The organism is Hymenobacter radiodurans (assembly GCF_004355185.1).
Classification (GTDB): Bacteria; Bacteroidota; Bacteroidia; order Cytophagales; family Hymenobacteraceae; genus Hymenobacter; species Hymenobacter radiodurans.
On sequence record NZ_CP037922.1, the window covers coordinates 528,281 to 541,612 of the forward strand.

Here is a 13,332-nt window from a genome sequence, read left to right on the forward strand (position 1 = left end):
AACCCAGGTTCAGGTACAGATCACCACCTGTAGTATTGTTCTGGGGGCATTTTCGGAGTCATTAATTTGTCCGTTGGGCCCGGCAATGAATGGGTCCATCAGCCAAAACTCCAGATACTCTACGTTAGCATTATCGAAGTCCGTATCGAAGGTGATTTCGCGGCTGATACCACCATACCGCGCAGCATTAGCCGTTGGGGCTTGGTTGGCAAACTTGCGCTCATCCGTCGTTGATACTTCCGGTGTGTAGTTGTACTGGCCCCGCTCGCCCGGATAATACGCCATATCAAAGCTAAACTCGAAGCTGTTGCCGGTGGCACCTAAGTCGCGGTTGGGGAAAATCTCGCTACGCTCAATACCACGCGTATAGTGGTTGCTCAGGCTTGGGTCGTTGCTGGAAATGTTCTGCGGCTTGCTTTGCCCACTCGTGTAGTAGGTCTGATCGATGGTATACCAAGCCAGCTTTGCCCGGCGATAAGCCGACGAAAGACCGTCCGGATTTGCCCCCTGCAAGGGTAAAGGGGTAGATGCCAGGCGCCAGGCTGTAGTACCATTCAGGCCCCCAGCGAATAGGGTGTACGCGCCGTTTCGAAGTCATCGATGTAGGAAACGCCGTTCTCACCGCGGCCCAGCTGCGAGCGGCCTGGTACCAAGCGGGCAAACTCCCCACTAAAGGCTACCGACGAAGGCTCCTTCGTAGCAATCAGCGGCAGCATATCCAAGTACTTGGTCAGTACCCGGGAATCACGGCGAATGTTCACGTCGAGGCCGTAAATAGTGTTGTTGCCTGGCTCGTCGCCAATGCTAACGCGGTTGATGCCAGGTGCTTGGTTCTCGCGCAAGTGCAGTACCGTGGCGCCAAAATTTATGTCTTGGTTCAGCCGGTAATCAAAGCGCGCTCCTACCAACCGGCGCGGCTGAATCTGCACGACGGCGTCTTTTTCAAATTCTACCCGCAATTCGTTGGCGGAGTTGAGGTAGCTAGGATTGAGAATTTTAACCTTCGCCTGATCGTAGAAAACCTGATAGTCGCGCCCTTCTTCCAGCAACGTGCTACCCGAGCGCACCCGCACCGAACCCGGCGCCACCCGAATACCAGGCAACGCAATTTCGTCGGTGGCCGTGGCTTGGAAGCGTCCTTTAAGGAAGAATTTATCCTTCACCTGTACCTGTTGGGCATCACTCTGCGTCTGCGTATACAGCTCACTGTACACGTACTTGTCAACTAAAGCAGTTTCGGTAGCTGTGAACTGGGTTTGTAAATAACTGCCGAAGGGCTCTACTACCGGGAAGATTATCTTGCCTTGTTCCGGGTCGATGGTAATGCCAGGAAAAAAGTCAAAGTTGCCGTCAGGGTTGCGGTCGTTGTTTGGGTTTACGTTATCCAAGTTCAACACCTCAATCAGGGGCCGATTGGCAATCCGCTCGCCTTCCTTTAGCGAAATCAAGTCGACACCCGTTTGGTCATCCTTATAGACAACCTGAAGCTGAAAGTTGTCGCGGTTGAGCTGGCTAGCGTTAAGAGGATAGATGTTTTTCATCATCAAATCCCAGGTAGGCAGGTTGCCGCTGGCCAAGTTTGGGTTACTCGGATTCGCTGCCGGATCGGCCAGGCCCACGCCGGGATTGGTGGCCTTCAGCATTTTCAGGAAGATAACCTCGTCCTGGCGTACGTTGGCGTAGTCTTCTACGAGCTCGCCTACTTTGTACACCTCGCCGTTGTAGAGGTATTCATACGACACCCCCAGCACCTGCTCAGGCAACAAGGCAGTATTCAGGCTTAAATAACCAAGCTGAGCATTGAACGTGTACTCGCGTGGGTCCAGCTTACGAGCCCGCACCCGCTCAAAGTCCACGGTTTTCACCAGGTTCTGGCCAACCAGGAAATTATCAACGGTTAGCTCACCGCGGGCTTGGGCTCCGCCATCCGCTAGCGTGTTAAACTCAGTGTTAGCGTTATTAGTAGCTACTACGCGCGGGCTAGGATTTTGGAACTGTCTGCGATATACGCGCGTCGGCTCTGCCAAGTCCATTAGCGTCACCACGTTGCGCAGGTTATCCGTCGTGCGGTTATCGTTGGTCACGTACACCTCCAGGCGTCGGATTTCTATACCTGACTGTACCGTAGGTAGGTTGCGCAGGGCTGCATCGTAGCGTTCACGAAAGAAATGCGACAGAAAAAAGTGCCGGTCGCGCTCGTATTGGCTGGCCTTGAGCTCGAATAGGCGGCTCTGGGCGCCATTTTGAACCCGTACCTCATCGGCAGTGCCGCGCAGAGTACTCGCTACCGCCGTTATGCCTAGCTTACCAAACTGTAGCTGGGTTTTGATACCGAACAAATTTTGCCCCCCTTGCACTAGGGAGTTGTTTAAGGGCAAGCTTACGTTGCCCAACTCCACCTTGCGAATGATATCGGTTTCATAGCCCGTATAGTCGAGCTTCATGTTATTCTCGAAGTCGAAGGCCGCTTTGGTGTCGTAGTTGAAGGTGAGGCGCAGCTTCTCTCCGATCTGACCCGTCACATTGAGGTTCAGGTTCTGATCGTACTCGAAGTCACCCACACGCTGCTGGCGCAGAGTAAGCAAGGGGTTACGGTTGCGATTGAAGCGCGCGCCTGCCCGCAAAGTCACTGCACCTTGAGGCTTGATATCCACGTAGCTACCACCAAAAATGCGGTCAGCAATGGGGCCCAAATAAATGCGCGGAATAAGGCGGCGCGAGCCCGTTACGCTTTCGCCATCCAAGCCCGCCGAGCGCGTGCGGAAATAGTCGCGCACCACACGCTGCTGCTGATAGCGCGAGTATTCCTCAAAACTCACTCGTGTTGGGTCGCGAAAATCAATATCTGACCCAATGCTCTCCCGAATATCATAGTTCTGGAGGCTGTCATCGGGCGTCACCTCCACATTCACGTTCGAAGGCAAATCCAGCAGCAGCGGCGACCGGCGGCGCTGGGGCGAAAGAGGGGAGCCAATCCGATCCTGGGGGGCAATTTTGGGCCGTCGGCTAGAGCGGTATATACTCGTATCGGGTAGAACGGTGCGAGGAGTATCGGGCACTATGGCCAAAGCCGACGGACTAGCCGCTGGTAGCCAATTCCAAAGCTGGCGCAGGGCAAACGGGTGGGCTCCGGTAGGTTCAGCCTGCGATAACCAAGTCAGCAATGAAGCGACAACGACTATAGAGGCGGCGAGGGACTTCTTACCGTGGGTCAAGGGAGACTAAAAAAGACGGGCGGGCGAGCAGCCGGAGAGTAAACTTAATTCGACTTCAAGGCAAATTTAATCAATTCCTCCACGCTCAGGTCATTACCGTGACGGTGCTGGATGGTCTCCAGCGTTTTTTCCGCCGCCGACCGGGCAAATCCCAACGTGACTAGAGCGGCTAACGCTTCGCTACGATTGGTATTGTGTGCTCGTGCCAGGGGTACCGTATCGATGCCCGCTTTAGCCAATAATTCGTCCTTGCGGAGTTTGTCTTTCAGCTCCAGCACCACTCGCTGGGCCGTTTTTGGCCCTACTCCCTTGATACTTTGAATAGACCGTACATCCTCCTGAATGATGGCCTGCCGAATAGCACCCACGCCCATACTCGACACCATCACGATACCTGTGCCCGGCCCAATACCCGACACCGAAATCAAGAGCATAAACAGCACTTTTTCGTTTGGGTCGAGGAAGCCATATAGGGCTTGTATATCCTCCTTAATGTGCTGGTAGGTATAAATTTTCGCTTTCTCTCCTTCAGCTGGCAGCTTAGAATAAGTGGCTAGTGAAATCCTGACTTCATAGCCCACGCCGCTAACATCCATAATGGCCAGAGCGGGGTCTTTATAGGCAAGGGTACCGTCAAGGTATGCAATCATAAAAAAGGATTGAAGTTAGAACCTGTGTGTGCAACAATGCATTGCCACAACACACAGACGCTGGATTTACGTCCCCTAAAAAGCAAAATATTTTAGCTATAACCCAACGCCATTAGTAACGCATGGGTGGGATAGTTGACTAATATATCTGAATCGGGGCGATATACCTTATAGAGGCTTATTATATGTCTGGGCGTCCACTACGGCTATAGCAGTCATGTTCACAATTTCGCGAACCGAGGCGCCTAACTGTAGCACGTGCACTGGCTTGCGCATGCCCATCAGTACTGGCCCTATCACTTCAGCACCACCAATTTCCTGTAGTACTTTGTAGGCAATGTTACCCGACACTACGTTGGGGAAAATGAGGGTATTAGCCCCTTGCTCTGCCAATTCTGAAAAAGGGTAATGCTCACGCAACAGTTGGGGGTTCAACGCTGTGTTTGCCTGCATTTCCCCATCCAGAATCAGGTCAGGGTAGCGCTTTTTAGCGAGTTCGGTGGCCAAGCGAGCCTTATCGGGCAAAGTGCCGCGATTAGAGCCGAAGTTGGAGTAGCTGAGCACCGCAATGCGCGGCTCAGTATCGAAAAAGCGTACACCCCGCGCCGTCAGGCCAATGATATCGACCATCTCTTCAGCCGTGGGGTCGATGTTTACGGTGGTATCAGCGAAGAAGAACGGGCCTTTGCGGTGCTGGATAATGTACATACCCGCCACACGCTGCACGCCATCTTCTACCCCAATCACCTGCAAAGCTGGGGTAATAGACTGACCATAATCTTTAGTTAAACCAGTGATAAAGGCGTCAGCCTGCCCGGTTTCGAGCATCATGGCACCGTAATAATTTCGCTCACGCAGCAAGCGGCGCCCTTCGTAGAGCGTAATGCCGCGCCGCTTTCGCTTCTGAAAAAGCAGCTCAGCAAACTCAGCCCTTTGATCATTCTCTTCCAGAATATCAATAATCTGGCAACCTTCCAGATCGAGGCTATTCGCGCGGGCTATTTCGTCAATTTTTTTGCGATTGCCGAGCAGAATAGGGAAAGCGATACCCTCATCGTGCAAAATCTGAGCGGCTTTGAGCACTTTGTATGTGTCGGCCTCCGCAAATACTACGCGCTTCGGGTTGGAGCGGGCGGCACTAGTGATGCGGTTCATGAGCTTCTGGTTCACGCCCAAACGAGCGCGCAGATCATCCTCATAGGCATGCCAGTCGGTAATAGACTGGCGCGCCGAGCCGCTTTCCATGGCAGCCCGCGCCACAGCCGGCGAGATGGTCGTAATCAGACGAGGATCAAGGGGTTTTGGAATCAGATAAGTTCGCCCAAAAGCCAGCGTATTGTCACCATAGGCTTTGTTTACCATGTCGGGTACAGGCTCCTTAGCAAGGTGCGCCAGTGCCTGAACGGCCGCCAGCTTCATGGCTTCGTTTATCTCGGTAGCGCGCACGTCCAGCGCCCCCCGGAAGATGTAGGGGAAGCCTAGCACATTGTTCACCTGATTTGGATGGTCGGAGCGACCGGTGGCCATAATCAGATCGGGCCGGGTGGCCATGGCTACTTCGTACTCAATCTCAGGGTTTGGGTTAGCCAACGCAAACACAATGGGATTATCGGCCATGCGTAGCAGCAGTTCGGGCGGCAGCACATTAGCCGCCGACAAACCCAGAAAGACATCGGCGCCTTCCAAGGCTTCGGCCAGCGAAGTAATGGCACGCTGGGTAGCAAACTGCATCTGCAGGTCGGCCAGATCAGTGCGCTCTGCGTTGATAACGCCTTTGATATCAAATACAACTACGTTCTCGACCTTGAGCCCGAGCGCTAAATATAAACGCAGACACGAGATAGCCGCTGCCCCAGCACCACTGACAACCAGCTTAATCTTCTCAATTTTTTTGTCCACGACTTCCAGCGCATTGAGCAGCGCTGCCGACGAAATAATGGCTGTGCCATGTTGGTCGTCGTGCATGAGCGGGATGTTCATCTTCTCCCGCAACTCTGTCTCAATTCGGAAGCACTCCGGCGCCTTTATATCCTCCAGATTGATGCCGCCGAATGTGGGCTCCAAGGATTTTACGATGCGAATAAACTCGTCAGGGTCGGTAGCGTCAATCTCAATATCGAAGCAGTCGATGCCCGCAAATTTTTTAAACAGTACGCCTTTTCCTTCCATCACAGGCTTGGATGCGTCGGGCCCAATGTTACCCAAACCTAGCACCGCCGTACCATTGGAAATTACGCCTACCAAGTTGCCTTTGGCAGTGTATTTATAAACCTCCTCTTTGTTGGCGGCAATGGCTAAGCAAGGCTCCGCTACGCCGGGCGAATAGGCTAAAGCCAGATCAAGCTGTGTACTGAGGGGCTTGGTGGGCACCACTTCAATCTTGCCCGCTGGGGTACGGGAATGGTAGTCGAGGGCTTCCTGTTTGTTGATTTTCAGCATTACCAAAGAGGGTCGGGTGAGAGGTGCCGGGCGGGGCAACGAATAAGCAAGTTGGGGCGAATTTGCCCCGAATCAAAGTTGAGGCAAGACAACTATATTCAAAAAAGCCCCCAGCGCTAAGTCTGGGGGGCTTTTTTGAATAGTATAATAGGCGCTTACCGGGCTACAATCAGTTGTTGGCCGGGCTTCACCGCGTCTGACTTCAGGTTGTTGAGCTTACGCAACTGGTCTACCGTTACGCCTTCGTAACGACGCGAGATGTTGTAGAGCGTATCGCCGGGCTGCACCAGGTGCACCTTCTTGATGGCGGCGCGCGTGGGCGACGCTTTGGGGCTGGGCTTAGCTGAAGCGACGCGCGGAGCTTTCTCATCGGCGGGCTGGGGGGCTTTTTGGGCTAGGGCTTCCGTGTTGGCTGGCATATAGAAAACCAACTTCTGGCCCGGTGATAAGCCTACTGACTTCAATTGATTCCAAGCCATGAGCTGCGCCACGCTTACTCCTTTGGTACGAGCCAGCTTCTCCAGAAAGTCACCTTTGCGCACGATGTACTCGGTGGGCAGGCTATCCTGCGCTGCTTCGGTAGTGGCAGCAAATGTGGTGCCGCTGGCTACTACACCCGAATCAACTTTAGCTGTAGTCGCTACCGGCTTCAACGCAACAGCCTTGCTGGTGGGAGTAGCTACATTCTGCTCCACTATAGCTATAATAGCTGGTTCCTCTTCTTCCTCAACTGCTTCAGCTATTGAAGCTTGAGCAGGCTTCGCTGACGCGGTTTTAGCTACTGTGGGGGGCGTTTTTACACCTATTAACGGCAGCTTTTCGGGCAACATCAACCGATTAGCTGCTACCATCTTTTTGCTTGGCGCGCCCTTTTCGGCAGTTGGTACAAGAACAACTAATTGTTGCTTTGGCACCAGCGCTTTACCCCGCTGTAAGCTGTTCCAGCGAGCTAGTTGAGCAGTCGTCACATCATAACGGGCTGCTATGGCTCGTACCGTCTCGCCGCGCTTTACCGTATGACGCACTTTGCGGTGACTTGGCTCGGCTGGTGCCGGTTTGTTGATTGCTGCTACAGCAGTAGAGCTGAATCCAAATCCCTGGAAGTCAGGCAAGCGGGGCGCCAGGGGGGAGGGGGGAGGTACCGATACTTTGCAAAAATCCAGGAATAGGTTTCGGTCCTGCGCAGCCAATTCCTGCCGCACCCGCACGGGTACTTTTAGGGAATAGTTGCGAAGCGTTTCGGGGATGTAGGGTTTGCGTAACTCAGGGTTGTAGCGCGAAACAGCTGCCGAATCAAGCCCGAACTGAGCCGAAAACTTGCGCAAATCCAGCGAACGGCCAGAAATGAGCAACGTATCCATTGGCTCAGGATACTGATACCGCAATGAGTCCGAGTGCAACCTATGCTCCCGTGCGTATTGCAGGGTATAGAAGGTAGCCGTAAACGTCGGTACGTAGTTGCGGGTCTCTTTAGGCAGATACGAGTAGATAGCCCAGAAATCGCGCTTGCCCCCCGACTTAGCAATAGCCCGGCGGATGTTGCCAGAGCCATAATTGTAGGCGGCTAATACAAGCTCCCAGTCGCCAAACATACGGTATAAGTCGCGCAGGTATTTGCAGGCCGCTTCCGTCGATTTTTCGGGGTCCATGCGCTCATCCACGTACTCATTGCGGGCAAGCCGAAGGTCGCTGGCCGTAGGACCCATGAATTGCCACAAACCTAGAGCTCCTACCCGCGACTTAGCTTGCGGCAGCAACGCTGACTCTACCACGGCCAGATATTTCAGATCCTGCGGCAGGTTGTACTTCGCTAGATACTTCTCAAACAGTGGGAAATACAGGTTCTGACGCTCCAGAATGCGCTGGGTATACGTCCGGTTGCGCACCGTAAAATAGTCTACAAAACTCATGACTGAGTTGTTGAACGTATGCGGCACGTCAGTTTCCAGACAGGCAATACGGTCCGCAACGAGGTCACGAACAGCGGGGGGCTTTTGTAGCCAGCGAAGCCGAGCTGTATCGGGTAATATGGGTTCGATGAGCACTAGCGTGTCGGGCAGCAGCTCAATAGACACGCGAGTCGTATCATCATTGGTGCGCTGAACGTCCGGTTTCGGATTAGCGAGCTTTTGGGCCGCCGCTGGGCGGGCAACAGCTAGGGTCAGCAGAAATAGAACGGTAGTGCGCAGCAACGATTTTTTCATCAGGGCAAAACAGGCGTAAGCGATTCCGTTACAGATTTGGCGAAGGCCAGTAGATGTTCCTCGCGGAAAGCTCCGCTCAGAATTTGCAGCCCAATGGGCAACCCCGCCGCGTCGTGTCCGGCTGGTACCGATACGGCTGGCACGCCGGCCAGCGAAGCCTGTACCGTGAAAATGTCAGCTAGGTACATAGCTAGCGTATCCTGCTCGTTCTCCCCAATCCGGAACGCCGTGGTCGGCGTAGTCGGAAGCACCAGAAAATCATACTGGCGTAACAGTTCGTCCGTTTTCTCTTTGATCAAACGTCGAACCCGTTGCGCTTTCGTATAATAGGCATCATAATAATCAGCCGATAATACGAAGGTGCCCAGCAAGATACGGCGTTGTACCTCAGGGCCAAAGCCTTGCGACCTGGTTTTTTTATACAACGACTCCAAATCCGTTGCATCAGAAGCCCGATATCCAAATTTTACACCATCGTAGCGGCTCAGGTTGGAGCTGGCTTCGGCAGTAGTTAGGATGTAGTAAGACGGAACGATATAGTCGAGGTAAGGAAAGTCTACCGCTTCCACTACATGTCCTTGGCCACGCAATACATCTAAAGCAGCTTCCGTAGCCGCCTTTATCTCTGGATTTAATCCAGGGCTTTCCAAGCAATCACGAATGTAGCCAATACGTACGTGAGGGGCCGCTTCCAGCAATTCACTGTACACTGGTACAGGCTTCTGACTGACGGTGCTATCGAAGTTATCGGGGCCTGCCATTACTTCCAGCAGCAAAGCCGCGTCGTCGACGGAGTGCGTTAGCGTGCCAATTTGATCAAATGAAGATGCGTAAGCAACTAGCCCGTAGCGGGAAATGCGAGAGTAAGTGGGTTTAAACCCTACTATTCCGCAGAAAGCAGCGGGCTGCCGTACGGAGCCACCAGTATCGGAACCAATGGAAGCTAAGCACATATCGGCTTGCACAGCCACGGCGGAGCCACCAGAAGAGCCGCCAGGCACCCGATCCGGATCAATAGCGTTGCGAGCGGGGCCGAAATAAGATGACTCGTTGGAGGCGCCCATGGCAAACTCATCGCAGTTTTGCCGACCAATAATGATGGCATCTGCGTCTAGCAGCCGCTGCACGGCCGTACCCGTGTAAAGCGACTTGAATCCGTCGAGGATATGGCTGCTAGATTGAAGCGCGTGGTCTTTGTAGGCCAGCACGTCTTTCAAGCCGATAACCATACCCGCCAGTTTTCCGGCAGTACCGGCGGCCAGCTTGGCATCTACAGCGTCGGCCTGAGCCAGCGCCTCATCCGTGAACACTTCTAAGAAAGCATTCAAGTGGCTTTCTTTCTGAATGTTATCCAGATAATACTCCACGAGCTGACGACAGGTGGTAGTGCCTGCCGTCAGCTCGTCGCGAACTTCGGTAAGTGAATGAAAACGTCTCAAGGGATACGGGCAATCAATTGGTTGACTGGTCGAGGCGAGGCCGCTCGGGAGCAGGCTGGGGGGCAATTCCGCCGTCCATAGGCGGTGCTACACTGGTTTCGGAAACAGGCTCCGTCGATGACATTGACGTAATCGTAGGGTGCTCAGTAGTAGGCTGTTGAGGTGCTACGTCGTAGCTAGGAGCAGTATAGGCTGTAGACTGCTGATATGGCTGTGGTTGATTCTGCTTTGGCAGACCCGCATTTTCAATCTCGCTGCGGATTTCGCTAGACGCGTCCTTAAACTCACGAATGCCTTTGCCCAGGCCACGCGCCAGCTCCGGAATCTTATTCGCTCCGAAGAAGATCAGGATAACAACCAGGATCAGCATGATCTCGCCGCCGCCGAGGTCGCCTAAGAAGAGGAAAAGAGGAGTACTCATGGCTACAGCTTATAGTCGTGGGTTGGTAGGATCATTCGGATTCACCGGCCGGTCCCGAAACTCAGGCTTATCTTCTTTTGTGGCATCCTTAAACTCGCGGATACCTTTGCCTAGACCTTTGGCCAACTCCGGAATCTTGCGGGCACCAAAGAGTAAAATGATAGCGAATAAAATCAGCAATATCTCGGTCGTACCGAAGTTGCCAATCAAAAAAAGTGAACCAAATGTCATAATGGAGAGGCGCTCAGGCCGTTTGAAGGAACAAACCAAGTATACGCAAGTCGATATGCGACAGGATTGGTAAAGGTACCGGTTAATTTTAAAAATCGCAGCCGATAGGCGCTTTAGCTGAGTGCGAGGTGGGGGGCTTTTTTAGTAAACCTAAATCCAATACCTGTGTTTCTGCCGTAGTAAAACGTTAACTGCCGTAAGCATTAAAATTGTTTAACGTGCAAAAGTCTGATTTCATCGGTTCAAATCTAAGTTTCATAGCCTAACTATGATTACTTTGTAATAGCTAAACGCCTTTGAAATCAGAGTAGTAGTGTCATTTTTCCCTATGCCCATTCTGTATGTCTGCTAAGCCAGCCTCACCCATCAGAGCTTCTTCTCTTCCCTTTGCCGCCTTGGGTAAAGAAAGTGAGGCCGTGCGGCTGGAAGTACTGCGCAATTATCAGATTCTGGATACGCCCCCCGAACAGGTCTTCGATGATCTGGCTCAATTGGCGGGCTTCATCTGCGGAACACCTATTTCATTAGTCTCACTAATAGATGCTGATCGTCAGTGGTTTAAGGCTCGAGTGGGTTGGAGTGAAAGTGAAAGCACAAAGCGGGAAATAGCGTTTTGTCAGCACACGATATTGGGAGAAGACGTATTTGAAATTGAGGATACCACTAAGGACCCTATGTTCTGCGATAATCCTCTGGTAACGGCTTCTCCCAGTATTCGTTTCTACGCGGGTGCTCCGCTAATTACGCCCGAAGGGGTTCCCCTAGGTACTATTTGCGCCCTCGATACCGTACCCCATCGCCTCACCGATGCCCAGCGCAATGCCTTGCGCATTGTGGCCCGTGAAGTCGTATCGCACCTAGAACTGCGTCGGGCGCGCCAGCAGCTAGAGCAGGAGCAACGCAAACTGGATGGCCTTCTGCGCATGGCCAACGATGCAGCGGAGTCCTTGTATATGGGTAGCAAGGCCGAGATTTTTATTAAGCAGGATAATAAGCTCCTGCGGGTAGAAACAGCCGATATCCGCTATGTAGAAGCCCTTGGCGACTACGTAAATATCTATGTGGCCAAGGAGCGCTATACCGTATACAGCACGATGAAGGAGCTGGAAGCAAAGCTGCCGTCCCGCGATTTCGTGCGCGTACATCGCAAATATATTGTTCGCCTTGACTGCATTGTGGCTATTGAAGCTGATTCTGCCCTCATTGCTGGCGCCCGCAACTGGCACTCTGATAGCGGAAGCAATACCTTGGCAATTCCCATCGGCAACTCTTATAAGCCAATTCTGATGAGCCGGCTTAATCTGGTGTAGCCTGAAAATAGAAGAGTATACCTGCTGCTTGCCTAACAGTTATACCTTAAAACATAATATTCACCGAGCAAATAGGGAGGTTCGGCGAATAGAATTTTTATACAATTGAAAAGGGCTTACCTTTCGCCTTGTTATCGGAGTGTTTGACTTGAATATAGGGCTGGAAGAGATTTCTTGACTTACTATTAAGGTCCGATTTTTCGATAGCTAAGTTTGTTTTCATAGCTCAGAAAGGCACCGTGCACTGCACGGTGTTTTTTTATGCCTGGTTAGTTGCTGAATTAGAGGTGGGCTTGGCTTCTAAGTAATACCATGGGTGTTTCTTTCCTAAATCCAAAACGCGGCTAGTATAAGCAGTAGTCAATGCATTAGAAGGAATAGGTAAAGCTGATTCTGGTAAACGCGGGATTGTCCGTAGGTTTGCGACCGGTCAAATTTGCCCCCAGCTATGCCTACTACATCACCTGCCCTGCGTCCCGGCGACCGCGTCGCTATTGTGTGCCCTGCCCGTAAAGTTACCCATCAGGAGTTGGAAGCAGCTATCGCCATTCTGACTGCGTGGGGGCTGGAAGTGATACTAGGAGCTAGCGTAACTGCGCAGCACCATCAGTTTGCCGGCTCCGACGAAGTACGTCGCCAGGATATGCAGCAGCAACTCGACGACCCAAGCATTCGTGCCATTTTATGCGCCCGTGGTGGCTACGGTACTACGCGCATCATCGATCAACTCGATTTTTCGCGCTTCACGGATAACCCCAAATGGATTGCGGGCTTCAGCGACATCACAACACTGAACTGCCACTTGCTGGCGCTGGGCCACGAGAGTATTCACGGCGTAATGCCGTTGCTCTTTGATCAGGCCGGTGGCGAAGAGGCACTGGAAAGTCTGCGGCGCGCCTTATTTGGTGAGCCCATTAGCTATTTTGCCCCCCAACATCCTTTTAATCGTTTAGGCAGTGCTAGGGGCGAGTTGATTGGCGGCAATCTGAGCTTGCTCCAAACCATCACTGGCACTGCTTCCGACTGCTCGTTGGCCGGCCGGATTCTGTTTATTGAAGACATCGATGAGTATCTGTATAACATCGACCGTATGATGGTGCACCTCGACCGGACCGGCAAATTGGCTGGCTTAGCAGGCTTGCTCGTAGGGCATTTCACCGATTCAAACGACAACATTATTCCCTTTGGCCAAACACCCTACGAAATCATCCAAACCTATGCGGCTAAGTATGATTTTCCGGTCGCTTATGGTTTTCCGGTAGGTCATGAGCCCCTGAACATGGCCTTGATTTGTGGCCGCAACTCGCACATGGTAGTAGATGCGGCCGGCGTGCGCTTAAACTATGTATATATGCCGCAGTTATAAGTAGTTAGAGGCGCAAATACCTTAGCTTCAGTGCCACTCGGCTGTAGCTAAAGCAGT

Annotated in this window: 10 protein-coding genes; 2 read left to right on the top strand and 8 right to left on the bottom strand. The window is 52.6% G+C overall.

Annotated features, from left to right (window positions below):
- Positions 1-9: 9 nt before the first annotated feature.
- The 8 genes from EPD59_RS03360 to tatA (EPD59_RS03395) form a co-directional block, all read right to left on the bottom strand.
- Positions 10-513 carry a hypothetical protein gene (locus EPD59_RS03360; RefSeq protein WP_133271556.1) on the bottom strand — a complete coding sequence of 168 codons (504 nt, stop codon included), beginning with the start codon at positions 511-513 and terminating at the stop codon, positions 10-12.
- A gap of 41 nt (positions 514-554) precedes the next feature.
- Entirely contained in the window at positions 555-3,215 is a 2,661-nt protein-coding gene (gene sov, locus EPD59_RS03365; RefSeq protein WP_133271557.1) for a T9SS outer membrane translocon Sov/SprA, read from the bottom strand.
- Positions 3,216-3,259: 44 nt separating this feature from the next.
- Positions 3,260-3,865: a Holliday junction branch migration protein RuvA gene (gene ruvA / locus EPD59_RS03370; RefSeq protein ID WP_133271558.1), complete on the bottom strand. Its 606-nt coding sequence runs from the start codon at positions 3,863-3,865 to the stop codon at positions 3,260-3,262.
- Between the two features lie 168 nt (positions 3,866-4,033).
- On the bottom strand, positions 4,034-6,304 hold the full coding sequence (locus EPD59_RS03375; protein WP_205703480.1) for an NADP-dependent malic enzyme: 2,271 nt from the start codon (positions 6,302-6,304) through the stop codon (positions 4,034-4,036).
- A gap of 155 nt (positions 6,305-6,459) precedes the next feature.
- Positions 6,460-8,508, bottom strand: coding sequence for a LysM peptidoglycan-binding domain-containing protein (locus EPD59_RS03380; protein ID WP_133271559.1), 2,049 nt, complete (start codon positions 8,506-8,508; stop codon positions 6,460-6,462).
- Positions 8,508-9,947 (bottom strand): Asp-tRNA(Asn)/Glu-tRNA(Gln) amidotransferase subunit GatA, encoded by a 1,440-nt coding sequence (gene gatA / locus EPD59_RS03385; RefSeq protein WP_133271560.1) that lies wholly within the window; start codon positions 9,945-9,947, stop codon positions 8,508-8,510. Before gatA ends, EPD59_RS03380 begins: the two co-directional genes overlap by 1 nt.
- 13 nt (positions 9,948-9,960) lie before the next feature.
- Positions 9,961-10,368, bottom strand: coding sequence for a twin-arginine translocase TatA/TatE family subunit (gene tatA / locus EPD59_RS23460; protein ID WP_133271561.1), 408 nt, complete (start codon positions 10,366-10,368; stop codon positions 9,961-9,963).
- A 9-nt stretch (positions 10,369-10,377) separates the two neighbouring features.
- A complete protein-coding gene (tatA, locus tag EPD59_RS03395; protein WP_394347215.1) occupies positions 10,378-10,578 on the bottom strand; it encodes a twin-arginine translocase TatA/TatE family subunit in 201 nt (66 codons plus the stop codon).
- Positions 10,579-10,940: 362 nt separating this feature from the next.
- Between tatA (EPD59_RS03395) and EPD59_RS03400 the strand changes: the two genes are divergently transcribed.
- Complete coding sequence (locus tag EPD59_RS03400; protein WP_133271563.1) at positions 10,941-11,909, top strand: GAF domain-containing DNA-binding protein; 969 nt, start codon at positions 10,941-10,943, stop codon at positions 11,907-11,909.
- Between the two features lie 448 nt (positions 11,910-12,357).
- Positions 12,358-13,275: a S66 peptidase family protein gene (locus tag EPD59_RS03405; protein WP_133271564.1), complete on the top strand. Its 918-nt coding sequence runs from the start codon at positions 12,358-12,360 to the stop codon at positions 13,273-13,275.
- Positions 13,276-13,332 lie beyond the last annotated feature (57 nt).

Excerpts from the sequence above, each read along its gene's own strand:
- ruvA (WP_133271558.1), bottom strand. The coding sequence starts at position 3,865 with ATGATTGCATACCTTGACGGTACCCTTGCCTATAAAGACCCCGCTCTG.
- EPD59_RS03375 (WP_205703480.1), bottom strand. The coding sequence starts at position 6,304 with ATGCTGAAAATCAACAAACAGGAAGCCCTCGACTACCATTCCCGTACC.
- EPD59_RS03380 (WP_133271559.1), bottom strand. The coding sequence starts at position 8,508 with ATGAAAAAATCGTTGCTGCGCACTACCGTTCTATTTCTGCTGACCCTA.
- tatA (WP_133271561.1), bottom strand. The coding sequence starts at position 10,368 with ATGAGTACTCCTCTTTTCCTCTTCTTAGGCGACCTCGGCGGCGGCGAG.
- EPD59_RS03400 (WP_133271563.1), top strand. The coding sequence starts at position 10,941 with ATGTCTGCTAAGCCAGCCTCACCCATCAGAGCTTCTTCTCTTCCCTTT.
- EPD59_RS03405 (WP_133271564.1), top strand. The coding sequence starts at position 12,358 with ATGCCTACTACATCACCTGCCCTGCGTCCCGGCGACCGCGTCGCTATT.